The 20,070-nt window shown below is 29.2% G+C and carries 15 protein-coding genes; 5 read left to right on the top strand and 10 right to left on the bottom strand.

Annotated features, from left to right (window positions below):
• The 4 genes from C7N71_RS05285 to C7N71_RS05270 form a co-directional block, all read right to left on the bottom strand.
• Positions 1–5,288: hypothetical protein (locus C7N71_RS05285; protein ID WP_157944364.1), on the bottom strand; the 5,288-nt coding region annotated here is incomplete at its 3' end.
• Between the two features lie 154 nt (positions 5,289–5,442).
• A complete protein-coding gene (locus tag C7N71_RS05280; protein WP_105988089.1) occupies positions 5,443–6,939 on the bottom strand; it encodes a glycosyltransferase in 1,497 nt (498 codons plus the stop codon).
• An 11-nt stretch (positions 6,940–6,950) separates the two neighbouring features.
• Entirely contained in the window at positions 6,951–8,573 is a 1,623-nt protein-coding gene (locus C7N71_RS05275) for a glycosyltransferase (RefSeq protein ID WP_105988088.1), read from the bottom strand.
• Positions 8,574–8,727: 154 nt separating this feature from the next.
• The gene (locus C7N71_RS05270; RefSeq protein ID WP_105988087.1) at positions 8,728–9,819 is read right to left on the bottom strand and encodes a M24 family metallopeptidase; all 1,092 of its coding nucleotides are present in this window, start codon (positions 9,817–9,819) and stop codon (positions 8,728–8,730) included.
• A 158-nt stretch (positions 9,820–9,977) separates the two neighbouring features.
• Between C7N71_RS05270 and C7N71_RS05265 the strand changes: the two genes are divergently transcribed.
• Entirely contained in the window at positions 9,978–10,295 is a 318-nt protein-coding gene (locus tag C7N71_RS05265) for a MazG nucleotide pyrophosphohydrolase domain-containing protein (RefSeq protein WP_105988086.1), read from the top strand.
• A gap of 227 nt (positions 10,296–10,522) precedes the next feature.
• Here the strand turns inward: C7N71_RS05265 and C7N71_RS05260 are convergent, their stop codons facing one another.
• The gene (locus tag C7N71_RS05260) at positions 10,523–12,184 is read right to left on the bottom strand and encodes an alpha-keto acid decarboxylase family protein (RefSeq protein WP_225361882.1); all 1,662 of its coding nucleotides are present in this window, start codon (positions 12,182–12,184) and stop codon (positions 10,523–10,525) included.
• Between the two features lie 168 nt (positions 12,185–12,352).
• Here C7N71_RS05260 and C7N71_RS05255 point away from each other — a divergent pair, with 168 nt between their 5' ends.
• Positions 12,353–12,709, top strand: a complete 357-nt coding sequence (locus C7N71_RS05255; RefSeq protein ID WP_105988085.1) for a MarR family transcriptional regulator — start codon at positions 12,353–12,355, stop codon at positions 12,707–12,709.
• Between the two features lie 322 nt (positions 12,710–13,031).
• Here the strand turns inward: C7N71_RS05255 and C7N71_RS05250 are convergent, their stop codons facing one another.
• Positions 13,032–13,289, bottom strand: coding sequence for a hypothetical protein (locus C7N71_RS05250; RefSeq protein WP_105988084.1), 258 nt, complete (start codon positions 13,287–13,289; stop codon positions 13,032–13,034).
• Between the two features lie 232 nt (positions 13,290–13,521).
• Between C7N71_RS05250 and C7N71_RS05245 the strand changes: the two genes are divergently transcribed.
• Both C7N71_RS05245 and C7N71_RS05240 read left to right on the top strand, forming a co-directional pair.
• Entirely contained in the window at positions 13,522–14,865 is a 1,344-nt protein-coding gene (locus C7N71_RS05245; RefSeq protein WP_105988083.1) for a GH25 family lysozyme, read from the top strand.
• 124 nt (positions 14,866–14,989) lie between these two features.
• Positions 14,990–15,526 carry a hypothetical protein gene (locus tag C7N71_RS05240; protein WP_105988082.1) on the top strand — a complete coding sequence of 179 codons (537 nt, stop codon included), beginning with the start codon at positions 14,990–14,992 and terminating at the stop codon, positions 15,524–15,526.
• A gap of 44 nt (positions 15,527–15,570) precedes the next feature.
• On the opposite strand, the gene C7N71_RS05235 is transcribed toward C7N71_RS05240, so the two are convergent.
• Positions 15,571–16,914, bottom strand: a complete 1,344-nt coding sequence (locus C7N71_RS05235) for a GH25 family lysozyme (RefSeq protein WP_105988081.1) — start codon at positions 16,912–16,914, stop codon at positions 15,571–15,573.
• 184 nt (positions 16,915–17,098) lie between these two features.
• Complete coding sequence (locus C7N71_RS08065) at positions 17,099–17,254, bottom strand: hypothetical protein (RefSeq protein WP_157944363.1); 156 nt, start codon at positions 17,252–17,254, stop codon at positions 17,099–17,101.
• A 145-nt stretch (positions 17,255–17,399) separates the two neighbouring features.
• Between C7N71_RS08065 and C7N71_RS05230 the strand changes: the two genes are divergently transcribed.
• Entirely contained in the window at positions 17,400–18,509 is a 1,110-nt protein-coding gene (locus tag C7N71_RS05230; protein ID WP_105988080.1) for a pectate lyase, read from the top strand.
• 125 nt (positions 18,510–18,634) lie between these two features.
• On the opposite strand, the gene C7N71_RS05225 is transcribed toward C7N71_RS05230, so the two are convergent.
• Positions 18,635–19,210, bottom strand: a complete 576-nt coding sequence (locus C7N71_RS05225; RefSeq protein WP_105988079.1) for a hypothetical protein — start codon at positions 19,208–19,210, stop codon at positions 18,635–18,637.
• 580 nt (positions 19,211–19,790) lie between these two features.
• Positions 19,791–20,069 (bottom strand): hypothetical protein, encoded by a 279-nt coding sequence (locus tag C7N71_RS05215; protein ID WP_105988077.1) that lies wholly within the window; start codon positions 20,067–20,069, stop codon positions 19,791–19,793.
• Position 20,070: the final 1 nt, after the last annotated feature.

Below are 20,070 nucleotides of genomic sequence, written 5' to 3'. Positions count from 1 at the left end.
GCCTGTGTTGTTACTGCTTGACCAGTTAGTCCAGCCGTATATGCTGTTTGTGCATTAGCATAGGCAACCTGCTTATCACCAATATACTTATTATTATCATTACCTGCTAACGCATCTGCAGCTCCATTATAGGCAGCTTGACCCACTTCATTAGCTGTACTATTCAATCGTGCATCCGCATTGGTTTGGTTATTGCTTAGGCCTGCGGCATAAGCTTTTTGTGCATTGATATATGCCTGCTGTTGACTAGTATTCCAATCATTGTATGGAGTTAAGTGGGCAAAATCTTCATGAATGCCCACGTTGTAATCAGTAATGCCTCGTTTAGCTGCCAATCCTACATTAYAAGCAATTAGATTCTTTGCCGCATCAAAATTAGTATCTGAGTTACCTGCTAAACCTGCAGCATATGCCATTTGTGCATTAACATAAGCCACCTTGTTTAATCCGTCATATGAAGTTGAATGATCTTGTTGTTCCGACGCATCATTCATTCCTTTATATGCAATTAATCCCACATTATTAGCAGGCAAATTAAGACTAGCTGCAAAATTTTCTGATTCATTAATATTACCATCTGCACCAGCTTTTCCTGCAAGCTGAGCATTATTATAAGCAGCTTTTTGAGCTGAATTATAATTGCCATAGTTAGCATCTTCATTGGTAGAAATACCATGTACTAAATTAATTAAACCATTTTTCGATGCAAAACCAATATTATAAATATTTTGTTGATATTGATTACTATTATCATTTATATTAGATTGATTAAAGCCTTCAGAAGAAGCTTTGTAAGCTGCTGTATAAATATAACTTTGTGCAGATTCTTTAAATTGATTATTAATTCCGTCATTAACACCTTCAGAAGCTAAAATACCATTATTATAAGCAATCCTATCAAAAGGAATAACTCCATCAGATTTATTATAATTATTTTGACCATCTATCAATCCATTAGCCATTATTATTCCATAATGATATGAAGGTGAATTTACATTTTGATTATAATCAATCATTGTTGGGTTATTAATTTCATTATTAAAACTGTTGTTAAAGTTAGTCATTCCCAATTGATAACTAAAATTATTATTAGATTTGTTATATACACCACTAGTGGTGTCAATGACACCAGATGCTTCATCTACTCCTCTATTATAAGCAGTATAATTACTATTATCATTTACATTGTTATTAACAATTTTATCACTAAATCCTTGCTTTAAATCATTATTATAAGCTTCATATCCAGTTACATAACTGTAAGAATTTTTATTATAATTTTCTGGATTATACTGATTAAGTTCATAGTCAGTTTCAGCTTGTTTATATCCTTTATATGCGTCAATATATGCATTTTCGTATGAACTTTTATCACTAAAAGTTGACTTAGAATAACTAACAATCCAATTCTGTGTTTTAGTATAACTATATCCTGGATTCTCATTGCTATTATTAATTTTTGAAGAATTAATTCCATCAATAGTTCCGTCACCAATTCCAGAATCAATTGAAATAATAGGAGGTTGAATAAAATTATTATTAGGTGTAGATACAGTATCAACATATTGATTTTGATCTAATGGGTTTCTCAAGTAAGTACTAACTGTTCCATTAGAATAAATAATTTGTTCAGGATCGGTAACAAAGTAATGAGTCTGAACACTTACATTAGCAGTAGGGCGTGCTGGTAAATGATAAATAAATTTAATTTCATAGCCATCTTGTAAATTATTACCATTAACATCTTGTGTGGGCACCGGAATAGCACATGTAAATGCAGTATCATTTTTAATACGATCATCAATTAATTTTTCAAGTTCAGGATCCTTTGTATCAGTTGAATATGGCAAATTTTGTACGAAATTACCATTATTGTCGAATAATTGAATATCCTGAGTAACAATTCCTTGTGCAAAACCATCTGATTGAATTTCCATATAAACCTTTCCATTTGCATCTTTTTCAAGTCTATTTGGATTATCATTATCATTTGAAGGCAAATTACTTAGTTCTACTTTTCCAATTATTTCATATTGACCAGCAGAATTTTGCACAAGTTCAGACTGACCATCAAAGAAAGCATTAGGTGTAGAACTAAATGATAAATATTTATCATTGTTAATCACATCATTAGATGTTACCAAGTTGCCTTGTCCTAAATCATAATATTGAATATTACCAGAAGTTGGAACCATTACTTGGTAATATGGCATATCAGGTGATGGATTGTTAATTCTACCTTCTGAATCATATCCTAACGAGTATTTAACAGAATATGCATTGATGTTATTACCATAAAATAAAGTTCCATTGCCTTTATTATTATTATTGTTACTCCCATTATCAATTTGTAAGGTTACATGTTTACCAGGGTTACTTATATTTAGAGCTCCACTATTATATAATAGTGTTAGATTACCTCCAGAACCATCAGTGTGAATGTATAGATTCCCACGATTAGTAATATTCAAAGTTTCTTCTACATATAATAAATATCCATCATAATTAGAATATTGACCTAAATTACTACCATATACATTTAAAGAACCTCCATTTTTAACGTTAACCGTTCCATCAATAGTGTTTGCGTAAGAATTATAAGGACTACCGTTATCTTCAATATTGAGTGTTCCATTGTCAATGGTTAAAGACCCATTATCAATATACAGTCCCTGTCCATTTCCAAAACTACCATCAGATTGAGGAACAATATCAACTTGAGCTCCAGGCTTAATAAGTACATTTCCACTAGACTTTAAATATAATCCTACAGCTGCAGTACCAACGCTATCTTCAGCTCCAAAATGAGCTCCCATTGGTGCTAATTTCATATGTGCATTACTATCAATAGTGAAGTTTCCGTCAGCTTCAACTACATTACCACCAGTAGTGCTACCATAATAGTTACTATTAGATTTCAATGTAAAATTATTAATTTGAAAATTTTGTTGATCATCACCGTAACCACCATTAATGTTATTATCTGATAGGTAATTCCAAGCTTCTGTTGTTGCAAGTTGTCCCCATGGATTCATATATCTTCCAACAGAAAAAACATTTAAATTGTTATAAACATTAACATCAACATCATTAGACATCATTAATTGTGATCCTACATAGGTAACATTAGAGTAATTCAAAGTTCCATAACTTTCTAATTTAAAAGGACCATAAAAATTAGTACCGTAAAGTGCGCTGAAGTTTTTAATATTAAGTAGTCCATTATCATCCATTGAATATAACGCATCACCAAAATCAGCTGCATGATTCTGTCCATCATAAGTTAAAGTACCATAGCTATTATAATATGGATCCAAATAGTTATCATATTCAGTACTACCACTGCTAGTGCCAAAAGTAGTATTCTGAAAGTTTATATCTTGGACAAATTTAACATTATTAATGTGTTGATAATAATATTCATTTCTATCCAAACTAGCATACTGATTACTATCACCACTGACTTGATTACCAGTATAAATTGCATTATTAAATTGGATAGCATTAGAAATAAAGGCTGTCCCTTGGTTTACTTGGTTTACTACGTCATTAAAACCTTCATTAAAGTAAATATTTGTACTAGTTGAAGTTGGAGCAAAAATTTGTCCATTTTGGATATCATAACTCAGTGTATTGTCACTCTTCCATTGCTTACTAATAGCCTCTTGGGCTCCCATATATGCCTGGTCATAAGCATTATCAGAATTTTTATCTGGTGTATACGCTTGATTAGTTGAGGTTCCATTCCATTTACCAGTTTCTGCATCATAATAACCTTGGTGGCTCAAAAAATAAGTAATTCCAGCATTGTAATCAACATTAGCTGTTTCATTATTAACTATATTTTGACTTTCACTTTGAGTTTCATGTGTTGCATTAGGATCACTAGGAATTTGTCCTTGTTTAATTTGAGCTAAATTTTCACGATTAACACTAGCATTACCACTATTTAAATATGGGTCAACAGAATTGGGATCATTAGGATTGGTAACATTTTTATAATTTATATAATTTGGTACAGATTGAGTACCTGCACCTTGATTTTTATTATTATATTCTTTCCATGCATCTGTAACTCCATTAAAAGCATTAACATATGAGTTCGTATTATTGCTAGAGTTTATAACTGGTTGTTGATGATTTTGAATCTGACTCCATGCATCGCCAGTCCCTAATTCTCTTTGATAAATGTCACTGTTTAAGATCCTTTTTAAGTCTTCTTCTGCCAAAACATCAGCTGCACTCACTGATGAAATTGAGTTAGATGCACTTACAATTGCCACTGAAGCTGAAGATAAAGAAGCCTCATAACTAGATTCATTAACATATTCTGATGAATCAAATAATGATTTAGTAGCTAAGCTATTATTGTTAGAAGATGCTAATGACCCACCATAATTATTGGAATTATTAATACTACTCCATGCATTTTGAACATAATTGTTTGTATTAGAAGCTACCTCACTATTTCCTATATTTGCACTATTACCATTGATATTATTTTCTGCATTTGAAACATTATTATAGTCAGCACTAATAGTATTATAGTAACTTGCAATGCTATTATATTCATTGGTTCTTCCCTTAGAACCCAAAGAGTTGTTCATACTGTTAGCAGTACTAGCTATAGCGTAATTGTTGCTCATTTGTGAATAATTATTACCTGCATTTGAAGCATCTGTAGATGCTTGACTATTTTGAGAATTAGCGGATTGCGCCATTGAATAAGCACTTTTCTGAATAATTGCATCACTAGCTGCATTCGATGTATCAGAATATGCACTGTTAGCGTTACTTTTTGCAAACACAGCTGATGAAGATTCTTGTAAATTATTGTTTCTTGTTTGCGCACTAGCAGCTTTAGAATAACCATTTATTGAACTTGATTGAACTGCAATATTTTTCACACCACTACTAGTTGCACTACTATCAACTTTAATTTGATTACCTGAACCATTAAAATCATGACTAGCAACAGAACTAGCGACTGATGAATTGACATTTGCTGATTGAGAAACATTATTTACTGATGCACTTGCATTACGTACAGTCCATGTATATTGCGGATCGGTATTATCACCTTGTGCCGCATCTAATTGCTCAGTAACAACAGAATTTTCATTATTACCACTAGCATGAGCTGAAATATCATTCATACTAAGTCCATAGACAGAAGCTGCTCCCAAGAATGACAAGGTAGCAAATGAAATAACTACCCATTCTTTCTTTACTTTTCTCATTATTTTTTTATCTTTTGATTTTAAAAATTGATTTTTGTTATATAGCAATATAAAACAACTCCTATCTATATAAAAGTTCTAATAACTATGTAAAATTTATAACGCATTACTCACGCATATAATGTAACACCTATTAACAAAATAATCTTATATATAGCTCATACAAAAAGCTTCAGAAATTAATTTCTGAAGCTTTTTGTGTTTATATTTTCTCCCATTGTTTAATGATTAGCTTATCTAATAGTTTTTTAGAGGTTAAGGATGCATTATTGGAAAGTTTTTGATAAATCTTATCGTCTTTTAATAATTTCACTAAACATTCAGCAAATGCTTTAGTATCACCTTGATTAATTAAAAATCCATTGTAATTATTATTAATCATAAATCGTGGTCCATAATTAACATCGTATGAAACAAATGGAATTCCATTACTTAAGGCTTCAACCATTGTCATCCCCATTGCTTCACCAAATGAAGTATCAATTACCAACTTAGCGTTATCAAATTGCTCTTGTTTAGCTTGCCCCACCAAATATGGCTTAAAAATAATGTTTTTTTCGAGTGCTAAATCTTTTACCATCTTTTTAAGCTTTTCTCGATAGTCGGGATTATCAAAATAGCCTACCAAATTCAATTTAATTTCGGGAATCTCTTCTTTAACAAGCCCAACGATTTTAATCATTTGTTCTAAATTATGGTCTGGAGACAGTCTCCCCAAGAATAAAAGATGATTATCAACCTTTTGGTCAACAAGTTTAGTATTAAACACCGCAATATCAGAAATACTTCGAGTATTAATATTAGGAAACAGATTATTAATATCTTTAGCTTGCCCAGGAGTGGGAACTATTAATCCATCATAGTATTGAAAATCATTAGTAAAAAATGGAGCAAAAGCAGGAAACAAAGTACCTTTGGGATTACCTGCCATTTCAGCATCAGTAGTTTGAATACTATGCAAATATTGATATTTTTTACAATTTAGTTGGGCTACTGGAGCGATTAGACTAGGACGATCGTTAATCACAATTGCTTTATGGTCCTTGCCAATTAATTCTTTTAAGAAAAAGGCAAACAACTCATTCTCATCATTAAATCTTAAGTTTTTACCTTTATAGTTTAACAATTTAAACATTGAAGGGTTATCATTGTTTTTAAACATATGGGTAATTTCCATTACCGGTTGTCCATCATAATCGTATAAAATTTCATGTCCAATATGACCATCGGGATGCATATATTCAGTTTTGGATTTAAAACCTCGAACATCCCATACGTCTTTGCTGGTAATATTACCAAATTGATCATAATATAAAACATTGCCAATTTCACCAACCGTTTGGGGTGCAATTTCAACCTTGGCTAAAGTTCGTCCATGTCTTTTAATTAAGGAAGAATTATTATCCACTCCCACAATTTTATATTCATGTTTATCAATTAATTTAGAATACCTTAAATATTCATGATGTTTTTTTACATCAACTGCATTTTGAAAATAATCATACATATTAATTAAATCATCATATTCAAGCCCATGTTGTTGAGCCGTAAAATATAAATTTTGATTATAATTTCTGGTTACTATCCATGATTTCATTTGGTTCTTTTTAAATAATTTCTGCCGATTAATTGCCGAAAACTCAGTTCCAGAATTAAACGAGAAAATATTTTCATTTGTAAAATAATAATTTTGTTGCATAGCTTAACCACCTAGTCTAATTTTTGAATGCCATTGGTAATATCAGGTTTGTAAGTTTTCATCTTGTGATTAATCCAATCTTCTTTAGCAAAATCTAAGAAGACTTTCCAATCTTGCCAAACGCTATCTTCAGAATAACGTTTTGAATAATGATATGCATTTTTAGATAACTTATCCATCAAATCTTTATTACTAAAAATTGTTATCAAACGTTGAGCCATAGTTTTATAATCACCATAGTCCACTACATACCCATTAATCTGATCTTTAACTAGCTCATTTGGTCCATAGTTTACATCATAGGTCAATCCAATATCACCTTGTGACATTGCCTCCATTAATGCTAAATTAAAGCCTTCCATAACTGATGTTAATCCATAAACTTGAGCTTCTTTTTGCACTTTCGCAACATTTTGTACATAACTATGAATATGCACACAATCTTTTAAATTATATTCATCAATTGCTTTATTAATTTTTTTCATTGCAATGTCATTATTAGAATGATCTATATACCCATACATATCTAATGATAATTCTGGAATTATTTTTTTAGCAATTCCAATAGCTCGAATTAATTGATCTAACTGTTTTTCAGGAGCAATTCTAGCAGTGACTAAGATTTGTCCAAATTTTCGTTCATTCATCGGGATTTCTTTCTTATTAAAATGATTATCTGGAATAACTCCTACTGGAATGGTAAATGTTTTCGCTAATGGATGAAATCGCTTGATAACGTCATCAGTCTGCTTATGAGTTGCTGATATCACAGCATCGTATCGATTAATATCGTTCAAACTATATTCATAATTATTGTTTAAAATTGAAGTGTCAGGTTTTTGAGCATCCCCAGCATGTGAGTTATGTAAATGTAGCGCTGTAAACGCAGGTTGATTCAACAACTGTAGTTGCTCTTCTACATCATCCGAACGATCCATGATGAAAATATTAGGTTCAGATTTATCAAAATACTTATCATTTATTTCATTAAAAAATTGCAGAAAAACATCACTCAATGTATCAAAAATTTTAACGGTCCCATTTGGTGAAATGGTTTTCCACCCTGATTTTTTCAGTTCACCTAATGCGTTTTTGCGGTGATAAGTTTCTACAACTGGTCTGCCATCAATTGAATACCAAACTTCAGTGCCAATCTTATTATCAGGTGTGTACCATTGAACTAATGATACAAAACCTCTTAAATCATAAAAATCAACCCGGTATAAATTACCAAATCCATCAAAATATTCTACAGATTTTACTTGTTTATCATTGCTAATTTTTTTAGGAAAATAGTTAATTCTGCCAACAATATTATTATCTTGAAATACAATATATCGATTTTTATCTTTTTCTTCATTATATTTTAAATTAGAAACTCCAAAATCAATATCAGAATAGTATATTTTCTTACTAACAACTTGTTCTGTATTTTGAAAATAATCAAAGACATTTAATATTTCAATGTCTTTAATATTTTTTTGATTCAAATAATGATGTAATAATGGATTCCATGCTAAAAATAATAATTTAAATGGCGTTTTATTTTTTCTAAACAATAGACTTCTTTTTATTTGAGCATGTTCAATTCCAGAATTTTGTTCATTATAGCTACTATTAATAAAGAAATTCATTTCAAATAATTCTCCTTAGTTTTATTGTTAACTTTGTAATCATATTAACACTTTTATTTCTTGTAATAACAGATAATCATCTGATAATAAAAAGGATATTAATTACTAAATAAATTCAGTAATTAATATCCTAACCTGTTTTCAATTCATAATTTTATAGATATTTCAATTCCTTTGGGGTATGTGTAAAGGGTTCACAACCATTTTCAGTAACATGAACACAATCTTCTATTCTCACTCCCGCAAATCCAGGAACATAAATACCTGGTTCAATGGAGAAACACATTCCTGGTTTTAATTCCATCTTGTTACCTTCCATAATTGATGGAAATTCATGTTCTGACATTCCCATTCCATGGCCTAGACGATGGATAAAGTATTTACCATAACCGGCCTTATCAATAATGTCACGGGCTACTTTATCAACTGATTCAGCAGTTACACCTGGTTTTACATAGTTCATAGCTGTTAATTGGGCATCTAAACAAACATTATAAATATCTTTTTGTTTATCAGATAGTTTGCCCACAGCAACAGTTCTTGATGAATCTGAAATATACCCTTGATGAACAGTTCCTAAATCAAATAACACCATTTCATTGTTTTTGATTAAATTACTACAAGTTGCACCATGAGGTTCGGCAGCATGAGCACCGGCTTGAACTAAAGTATCAAAGCTCATTTCCATAACACCTTTAAGTTTTAGTGCATATTCTAGTTCCGCCATTACTGCTGATTCTGGTTTACCGGCTTTAACAGCTTCAAAACCTTTTTGAAATGCGTAGTCAGCTTCACGACCAGCGGCATCTAATTTTTCAATTTCATCTGGTGTTTTAATTAAACGCATACTATTCATGAAATCAGTAACATCGGTATTAAATGAAACATCAAGTTCCGCTTGCAATTCATTTAAACGACTGATTGTTAAATTATTCATTTCTAAGCCAGCATTTTTAGGGTTAGCGTTGCGTTCTTTAACGTGTTCAGCAATTATTGCCCAAGGATTTTCATGATCTAAGTATCCATATACGTCATATGAAAAACCAGTATCCTTAATTGCTTCAACTTCCAAAGCAGGTGCAAACATGAATGGTTCTTTATCTGGAAAGATAACCAATGCCAGCACTCTTTCTACCGGGTCACTAAAGAAGCCAGTTAAATATTGAATGGTCTTAGGATCACTCAAATATGTAAAATCTAATCCTTGTTTCTCAGTCCAATTTTGAACTTGTTCTAACTTAGTCATTAAAATCCCCTCCTATATAAAATATTCTAGTTCATTTAAAGGATAATTAAAATGCTATTATTAAAAAATTATGAAAACAAATTAAATGTTTTTAATTGTTCTGATAAAATAGAAAATGTATTACATTAAAAATTATATAAAACATGGTGGTGAAATCTTTGAACATTGATGAGCACTTAGAATGGTTAATTAAATTTTACAAACAAAGAAATTGGTATAATTATTCTCCATTTGTCAGAATGAATTACTTAAATGAAGAACAAGGTGAATTAAGTCGGGCGATTAGAACACTGGAAGTTGGTAGAGACCATCCCGGTGATCCTAAACGTAATCAAGCACAAAAAATGGATAACTTAAAAGAAGAACTAGCTGATAATTTAGACCAAATTTTAATGCTATGTGATATGTATAATATTAAACCTGAAGAGTTAATGAACTATAGTGAAAATAAATTTAGAAATCGATTTAAAAAATAAAAAAAGATTCGGACAATTGAACCGCCTTACAAAAGTTAGACATTTAAAACTAACTTTTGTAAGGCGGTTCATATTTTCACGTCCTTTATTGTTCGTTAATAGTAGTATAACAAATATGACAATAAATATTATTGAACTAAAAATAGGATATCAATCACCAAATTAATATTTGAGATTAATATCCTATAAAATATAGTCTAACTTTTTGGGTCAGATTAAGTAACTTTTTATTTATTTTGATCAGCAAAAGCCTTAGCAGTCTTTGCAAGTTGTTCAGGAACATCTTTCATTTCCATATTCACTTGGATTAACACTAATTTATCTTTTTCTTCTTTTGCCTTAAAAATTGCATCAAATAATTCATTTTCCGTTGATGCTTCAATAAAATCATATTCATCTTCTTTTGCACCAAAGGCTTTAGGCATTAGTTTATAGTTTAAATTAGGAACATCATTATAAGGTTCATTCATACCGTGAATAACTCTTTCAACTGTATATCCACTATTATCAATAACAAACATTACAGGATTCAATTTTTCACGGAAAGCGAGACCTAATTCTTGAATTGTTAATTGTAATGAACCTTCACCAGTAGATAAAACAATTCTACGATTCTTATTAGCTATTTGATTACCTAAAGCTGCAGGAAAGGCATATCCAATTGAACCCCAAAGTGGTTGTCCAAAGAACTTAGCACCTTTTGGCAATTTTTGACTAGCTAGACCGAAAAATGATGTACCTTGTTCAGCAACAATTGTATTATCAGCAGAAGTGAATTGACTAATAGCCTTATCATAAAAACTTTGTGTTAATTTATTATTAGATGGTTTAATTTCTGACACATTATCAGCATTTTTTATTGAAGGTAATGATAAATCAAGTTTAGTTTTAGACAAATAAGTCATAATGGTCTTAAAATTATAATCTTTATCAACACTTTTACCATAAATATTGGCATTTTCGTAATTAAGAACAATTGTGTTTTGTTCATTAAATTGTTGAGTAAAGCCTCCGGTGACAGAGTCAGTTAATTTAGCACCAATAAGAACAACTGTATCTGCATTTGCAACATACTTATTAACACTTTCGTCTGAAATTTGTCCATTATAAGTACCTACAAAGTTGGAAAAACTTTCATCAATATTTCCCTTACCAAGACCTAAGTCTAAAACTGGTATATTATTATTGGAGGAAAATGATTTAATGTCATTAAACACATTAAAGCGATCTACTTCATGTCCCATAACAATAACAGGATTTTCAATATTATTAATTGATGATTTTATTTGTTCAAAGGAGTTTTCTGAATTCATTTCTTTGTTAAAAAATAAATTAGGAATGGAATCCTTTAATGATTTATTAACTTCCATTTCAACCAAATTAGTTGGTAAAATAATATAAGCTGGTTTTTTGGTTTCATAAATGTATTGAGCAACATCATTAATTTGATCAATAGCATGTTCACCATCTAATCGAGCAGATTTAATACCTAATTGACGGTGTGCTTTTTCAAATCTATCGAATTTATGATCACCAAAGGTATGATGCACTAACGAACCATTATTTTGCACATTGTTTGTAGGAGCTCCTACAATTTCTAAAACCGGAACATGTTCAGCAATACTTCCAGCTAGTCCATTAATGGCACTTAATTCGCCTACCCCAAAAGTAGTAACAAAAGCTGCGAACCCTTTTTCTCTGGCATATCCATCTGCCATGTATGAAGCATTTAGTTCATTGGCATTACCTGTCCACTTCAAATCTTGACGATGCGTGATATGATCTAAAAATTGTAGATTATAATCACCAGGTACTCCAAAAATATCATTTGCACCCATATAATTAACTACATCTAGTAAATAATCTGACAATTTATAATTATTTGACAATTTAATTCTCCCTTTCAAATTAAGTCAACGTCATTGACTTATATGATTTTTTAATTATAAATCCAGAAGAATAATATGTCAACATAGTTGACCTAATAAGGAGACCTTTATATTAACAATAAAAAAAAGCTTTCAACCATATTTTTTGCATATCAACAATTTTCATCTATGATCGACTTAAAAAAATATGATTTAAATAAAACACAACACAGAATAATTTATTCAATTTCTGAATTAAATATTGCTAGCATTGGAAAAATTTTAAATTTACTTAATATCTCAAAACAAGCATTAAACGTAAATGTAAGAAATCTAATGAAACAAGATTTGATAACAGAAATTAGTGATAAGAAAGATAAAAGAATAAAAACTTTAAAGCTAACCAAAAAGGGAAAAGCTTTAAACAATAAAATTAACGAAGAACAAACCAAAAAAATTGAGTTATTATTCAACAAAGTAAATAATGATTGGGAAAAAGCAATGATCGAATTATCCAATGAATATATAAATGGACTAAACAAATAAAACACAAATTAGAAATAATATTGTTGAAAATTTTTGTTATATAAACAACTTATCTGATTCTAAAAAATAACACCACACAGTTACTATAAACGTAATTGTGTGGTGTTATTATCTATGATAAACAAAATACATTCACTAGATATTAATCAAGATGCATTTCATGTGATTGCTAATTGTTTCATGTGAAACAAAAAGAAAAATATTTAATAATGTCTTCCATAATAACTGGATTTATTCTCACAGTTATTAGTTTATGATTAATTTTATACATGATAATAACTAAAAAAGCGATATTTTAACTAATGTTAAATATCGCTTTTAATTAATCATCAATAAATTCTGCTGACAAAATATTTCTAACTGAAATCAACACTTTTTTATAACCTTTAGATTTTACACCCTTATGTTCAGTCGCAATAATAAAATCTTGATCTTTTAAAAAGTATGATAATGATTCTTCTCTACTTAATTGATCATTGAATTCCAAACCTTGAATATTAAAAACCGTTTTTCTAACCCCTGCATTCATTCCAGCTGTTAAAATAAGTCTCAATTCAAATCTTTTTTCTTCATTATTCATTAATATCACTACCCTCTCAGCTTTTTACATTGATTATTATAATTAATTCAAAGAAAAATTTGAAATGATATTCTTTTATCAATAAATCTAATTTAACAATTTTTTGATATCGATAATTTAATATCAAAAATATGTTAAGCTAATTAAAATGATATGGTTAATAAACATATAGTATAAAAATACATGGAGGTGTGAAATATATAGAATATAGAGCAATATTTTATATATACATATGAAAATAAAGAACTTTTTGTTAACAATTGTAGCTGTTAGTTTCTTAATGGTTACTTTTGGTACTACTAGCCAAAATGCACATGCAATGTCAGCTAGTGATGCTAACCCTAGCAATACTGTTTACGATGTGTCAGAACATCAAGGACTTTTTACAGATGCACAAGTCCAACAATTAAAATCAGAAGTGCCATTTGTTATTTTAAGAGTGCAGCAAGGTAGTGAGTACTCAGATCATACATTTCAACAAAATCGAGATTTAATGAATAAATATGGTGTTCCCTACGGAGTATACTCATATAGTATGTATGAAAGTCCTGATGATGCCGCAAATGAGGCTCGTACCTTATATAATCGTGCACCTAATGCTAGATTTTATGTAAATGATTATGAAACTCAAACCGTTCAATCTGGGGGTACTAATGAATCTACTGAAGCTTGGATAAATGCTTTAAGACCTTTAGTTGGACAAAGGAAAATTTTATTTTACTCAAATGCTGGTTTCATGACAAATAATGCTGCTGAAGCTGTTAGTTTGTATGATGGATTTTGGTTAGCAAATTATAATCAAAATGAACCTGCAAGAGAGCATGTCTTATGGCAATTTGCCAGTGATTTTTATTCTAATGCACTAGGACAAAATCTTGATGCCAGTTTACTAAACTCCAAAGACGTCAATTGGTTTATTGGTGATACTGGTAACAATAATTCACAACCAATTGATTCAAATAATCAGAATAACAATAATCAAAATAATGAAACGCAACAAAGCAATAATAGCCAACAAAGCAATAATAATCAAAGCAGTGATAACAACAATTCTAATCAGAGCAAGCCTCAACCAAAGCCTAGAAACACTAGTTATGTACAAAAATCAAACAATATGATTGTTAAAGATGGCTATGATTATCAAGTTTATAATCATGTTCCGGGTGACAATAAGTTTAAAGGTCAAACTTCTGCAAAAGCTAGTATTAAGGATTATAAACACAAATCAGTTTATGTAAATTCAATTGCCACTGTTAACGGTAAGACTTATTACCGACTATACTATAAACACCATGCCATTGGTTGGGTTAATACCAAAGCACTTATTCCCAATGTAAAATATACAAATTATTACAAAAATAAAACTATAAATAAAAATAATAAGATAGATTTTTATAACCACATTGCTAATAGTGGATTTGCTAATGTTAAAGTAACCGCATATGGTAAAAATTACGCGAATAAAAAGATAAGAATTAACCGTCGTGCCATTAAAGATGGTTGGCACAGTTATTACTATCAAGTATCCTATCATGGTAAAACACTTGGTTGGATTTACCAAAGTGCGCTGAAATAAATAATTATTGAAAAATGCTCTTTCTTTTTGGAAGCAGCATTTTTATTTTGGCGAAAAATTATAATTGTATTATTATATATAAAACCTATAGTTAGTTATAATGAGGATTGTAGGAGGGATGTATATGAAATTACGTGACTTTATTACAAGAAATAACGATGTTTTCCATAGAAATTATGATAATTATGAGCGTGGTAAAGACAGTCAATTGTCAAAAAATAAGATTTTAGATGATTTAATTCAAAAAGAAATGAAAAAACAAAAACTGATTTCAATCAACCATAAAGTTGATATTGACTACAACAAATATTCTACCGATATGAAAGTCTATGAGTATATCAGATGGCAAACTCAAGAAAATCATTTTAGTCTGGCCGATGATATTTTTCAAACCTTTTTCAACCAAAATAATCAATATGAAAACGCCAAGGATAAAATTAGTGAATATTTAATTATCGCTCCTTTTATTAAAGTCCTAGAGAATTTATACAATTTAAACGTTATTAATGTTGAAAATAATTCGCATCACGTAGTAGCTAAAAATACTAATTGTCATGCATATCAACCAATGTTAATGCAAAACGGTCCTGATTATACAATTGAATATAAAAATGATTGGTCAGCAATTTTTCAATCAATCAATGATAAATATTTAAAATAGAAAAAAGCATCTAGAAAAAATCTAGATGCTTTTTAATCAAGTTATTATTTAAATGCACTTTGGTAAATCCAGCCAATTAATTTACCACGATAATAAGTTTTATAATAATAACTATGCCAACCATCTTTGATAGCACGACTAGTTACTTTTAATTTTTTATTAGCATAGCTATATCCATGATTAGTAATACGACTAGTAAATCCACTATTATTGATATGATTGTGGAATGCTACTTTAGGATTATTCTTCATTGTTTTGTTTACATAATAGCTTGAATAACTAACATTAGGTACTAAAGCTCTAGTGTTAACCCATCCAATAACATGATTCTGATAATACAAACGATAGTATGATCTACCATTAACAGTAGCAATTGAATTTATATAAACTCTTTTATGAGTATAATCACTTACACTAGCTTTAGCATAAATATTATCGGAAAATTTATTATCTAAGGGGACATGATTGTAAATTTGATAATCATAGCCATCTTTAATTATCATCATTTTTGATTGACTAGTATAGGTCGTATTTCTAATAATAGGTTTTGGTTTCGTTTGATTTTGATTGTTAGATTGATTTTGATTACTATTTTGTTGATTATTAGATTGGTTTTGATCATTATTTTGAGCATTTGACTGACTATTATTAGTATCATTATTTGTCGGAACTGGCTGTGCATTTGCATCGGCAGTATCACCAATAAACCAATTGGCATCTTTAGAATTCAATAAACTGGCATCTAAATTTTTTCCTAAAGCATTAGAATAAAAGTCACTAGTAAATTGCCATAAGACATGTTCTCTTTCAGGCTCATTCTCTTGGTATGCTGGTAACCAATATCCATCATATGAACTAATAGCTTGCGAAGTATCTCTTAACATAAGCCAAGCTGGGCCATAATATAAAATCTTACGCTGTCCTACTAGTGGACGTAATGTATCGACCCAAGTTTGAGCAGCTGTATTAGGGTCCCCAGACGTTAAATCATTTTCTTCATAATCATTTACATAAAAACGAGCATGAGGCGCACGATTATATAATGTACGAGCTTCATTAGCCGCATCTTCAGGAGAAGTATATAAACTAAATGAATATACACCATATGGAACACCATATTTTTCTAATAAGTCACGATTATGTTGAAATGTATTATCATAACGCATGCTACCTAATTGTGCTCTAATAATAACAAATGGTACTTCATTTTTAAGTTGTTGAACTTGTGCATCTGTCAAATATGACTGCCATTCAGACATGTCATAAACAGTATTGCTAGGATTAGCATCACTAGCAGACATTGCATGTGCATTAGGCTTAAATGAAATAAACGCAAACATTAAGATTGTAAAAGTTATAATAGTTAACAAAGATTTCTTTATTTTCATAATACTAATATGTAATCTTTATTGTATAAGATTGCACACAGTCACCTCCTACATACATTTTAGCGCTGTTTAGATAAATGTATAGAAAAAATAGTGTTAAATATGTACTTTTTAAGAACTAAAAAGGGCCAAATCATAATGATTTAGCCCTTTTAATTTTATTAAAATTTAATATTGAGAAATACTAACTATTATTTTTTTCTGAAGAGCAAACATTATTATAAATTAATGTATATGCTTCATTAAATGCTTCTAGATAAGTTTTACCATCTTGTGGGTCTAGACTAGCATGATTGAAAAATTCCTTGGTAAGTTCTAATGCAATTTCTTTATTGTTCATATTAAACTACCTCCTAATTTGAGAATAATTATAACAAAAAATTGAAAATATTGAAGTAATTTTTTGTCTTATCATAATAAAAATCAATTAAATTAATAACTTTATGTATTATAATGTTATTAATCTCTTAGAAAGAAATGATTTTATGAAAAAATTATCTATAGCATTTTTTACATTTGTTTTAATGTTAATAACAACATTAAGCATTGCAAATGCCGATGGATTTTCTAATGCTAAAGGTTCCCATCAAAAAGGAATAATTGTTAAAAATGTTCAACAATTAAATGATGCTATTAAAAATAAACAACATCATATTATTGTTGATGGAACAATCAATGGTGGCAATGTACCAAAGACTTATACCTTTGCTGATAAGAGTTGGGATAATTTAACCATTGAAGGGTTAAAAGGTAGCAATCCCGAATTAGTTAACATCCAATTAAAAGTCGATGGTGAATTATTACCAGCAAATCAAAGTATTAATAATGTGGTCATTAAAAACATCAATTTTTACGGTAATATTAATGATTTACAAAAATTAAATAATGATCAAATCACTGTTGGTGGCGTTGGTGTAAATTATTTAGGTGTTTCTCTGCGGCGTGTAAATAATGTAATCATTAAGAATAATGATTTTCATGATATTCCTGATGATTTGTTTTCTATATCATTATCATCAGATAAAGTAACTGTAGATCATAATCATTTTTGGTTCTCAAATCAATGGTTAAATATGAATCCTGATCCCAAATGGAACTGGGTTGGTGATTGGCATGATTTAGCCTCAGAAAGATTGCCATTACTAATAGGTGCTAATAAAAATGATTCATATATGGCAACAAATAAATTACACGTCACTTTAAGTAATAATTGGTTTGGTCCTAATTTAAAGGGTCGCCCATTGCTTAGAGGATACGTACATGCCTACAACAATTATTTTGATAATAGTACTAACCCTACTGGTGAAAATACACAAGGTTATTCACAAAATCAATATAATGCTATGCAAATTGGTAGTGGTAGTAATATATTATCTGAACATAATTATTTCTATAAAACTAACAATAGCCAAAATATTGGTTTAGATAATAAAGATGATGCATATAAATTCGTAACTAGACATAATACTTTTAGAAAAACTACCGGTATTAGTGCTAAGAGCAATGCAAAAAACATTAAAATTCCATATAAATATCATTTAATTAAATCACACAATTTAATTAAGACTATTAAGAAAACTGCTGGTGTTAGATAAAAATAATAGATACAAAAAACGCTAAGGCATAGCATGCTTTAGCGTTTTTTGTATCTATCTTCTCCCCACCAATTAGGCATTAAAGATATATTTAGTTTTTATCTAAAATTTTTATGTGAAAAAGACTAAACAATTAATAATGATGGTTGCATACCATTATTATTCAAGTAGTCTTCTAACTGATGATAAGATTCTAAAGCAATCTTACGATCTTTGGCTGATTTAAGATGGTTAATTATCTTACGAACTTTCTTTAAGTTCTTATCATGTTTTTTATCAACATTCATAATTTTAGTTTCTAATTTTATAATACTTTTTAATGACTTTATATTCTTATTTTTATTATAAAATCCATTCATAAAGTCTACTGTAACTATTCTTCCTTTTCTAGAAACAAGTTTAGCAACTTCATGTGCAGTAACTCCACTGTAAGTAAAAACATCTTTTACTTTAAAATCGGTTTTGTCTTTTGATGGAACAATTTCATCAGGACCATCTGAATTTTTAGTGGTCTTAGCTGTATATAAACGATATACATAACCATCTTTGGCTAATTTTTTTGTTAATTGCTTAGATTTAACAATTTTTTCTTTAGGATAGTGATTATTACTTTGTGCATTAGCATTATCATTCAACAATGGAGTAGAGAATAATAATGCAGCTAAAGATAACATTGATAAATTTTTGAAATTAAATTTCATTATAAAAGCTCCCAAATTGTAATATACATCTTAATAGTAATACAAATATATTATAAAGTTAATCTTTTATCTATTATAATTTGACGTTCTCAATAATTCCTAAAATTAAGCCATAAGCTAAGGGGATTAAAATTCCTAAGCTTATAAGAATAAATGCAAATTTTTGTAATTTATTCAGTTTTTGAACAAATTTGTTCCACTCAGTAATTAATATAAATAATCCGATTAATGTAGTCGTATATCCAAGTATGTAAATTGTATATGTAATCATAATCATTTCTTTTATTTAATAATAGAAAAAAGCAAAATAATTTCAATAAATAATAATATAAAATTAAAAATAATGTATCCGTTTTTCTTATCTGCCTTATTAAGATAAATATCCTTAAAAAGGCCCATAAACAAAAGGATTATAAATACGAGACCTATTTCTAATAATTTAGCAATATTAAGATCAATTAATCCATCAACATTTCTCCCAAAATAAATAATGGTAATTGTACCTAATAACGTTATCAAAGTATTTGATAGTTCTTTTGCACTAAGAGATTTTTTCAAATAGTTTTTCATAAAATATCTTCTAACCAAATATGTAAGTAATTAATAAAAATAAAAATGGCATTAATAAGCTATATATAAACATAAAATTCATTTTTCTATTTATTTTCATGGTTTCCAAGTTTGATTCAATCTTATTTTTGTATAAAAAATAATGAATTATAACTCCAAAAGCAGCCAAGAAAGCCAACACATACGATAATTTTTGTAAATAAATTACAACAAATAAAGATACAATTATAGATATAATAGCCATACCTGTTACTAAATTTAATTTTTTTAATAAATATTTTTCACTCATG

This window comes from Apilactobacillus timberlakei (genome assembly GCF_002993965.1).
GTDB classification, from domain to species: Bacteria; Bacillota; Bacilli; order Lactobacillales; family Lactobacillaceae; genus Apilactobacillus; species Apilactobacillus timberlakei.
The sequence above is the reverse complement of the archived record's forward strand: the minus strand, read 5'-3'. Positions and strand labels throughout refer to the sequence as shown.

Coding starts and splice junctions, on each gene's coding strand:
- C7N71_RS08065 (WP_157944363.1), bottom strand. CDS start 17,254: ATGAACAATAAAGAAATTGCATTAGAACTTACCAAGGAATTTTTCAAT.
- C7N71_RS05225 (WP_105988079.1), bottom strand. CDS start 19,210: ATGAAATTTAATTTCAAAAATTTATCAATGTTATCTTTAGCTGCATTA.
- C7N71_RS05230 (WP_105988080.1), top strand. CDS start 17,400: ATGAAAAAATTATCTATAGCATTTTTTACATTTGTTTTAATGTTAATA.
- C7N71_RS05215 (WP_105988077.1), bottom strand. CDS start 20,069: ATGAGTGAAAAATATTTATTAAAAAAATTAAATTTAGTAACAGGTATG.
- C7N71_RS05240 (WP_105988082.1), top strand. CDS start 14,990: ATGAAATTACGTGACTTTATTACAAGAAATAACGATGTTTTCCATAGA.
- C7N71_RS05250 (WP_105988084.1), bottom strand. CDS start 13,289: ATGAATAATGAAGAAAAAAGATTTGAATTGAGACTTATTTTAACAGCT.
- C7N71_RS05280 (WP_105988089.1), bottom strand. CDS start 6,939: ATGCAACAAAATTATTATTTTACAAATGAAAATATTTTCTCGTTTAAT.
- C7N71_RS05235 (WP_105988081.1), bottom strand. CDS start 16,914: ATGAAAATAAAGAAATCTTTGTTAACTATTATAACTTTTACAATCTTA.
- C7N71_RS05245 (WP_105988083.1), top strand. CDS start 13,522: ATGAAAATAAAGAACTTTTTGTTAACAATTGTAGCTGTTAGTTTCTTA.
- C7N71_RS05270 (WP_105988087.1), bottom strand. CDS start 9,819: ATGACTAAGTTAGAACAAGTTCAAAATTGGACTGAGAAACAAGGATTA.
- C7N71_RS05275 (WP_105988088.1), bottom strand. CDS start 8,573: ATGAATTTCTTTATTAATAGTAGCTATAATGAACAAAATTCTGGAATT.
- C7N71_RS05255 (WP_105988085.1), top strand. CDS start 12,353: ATGATCGACTTAAAAAAATATGATTTAAATAAAACACAACACAGAATA.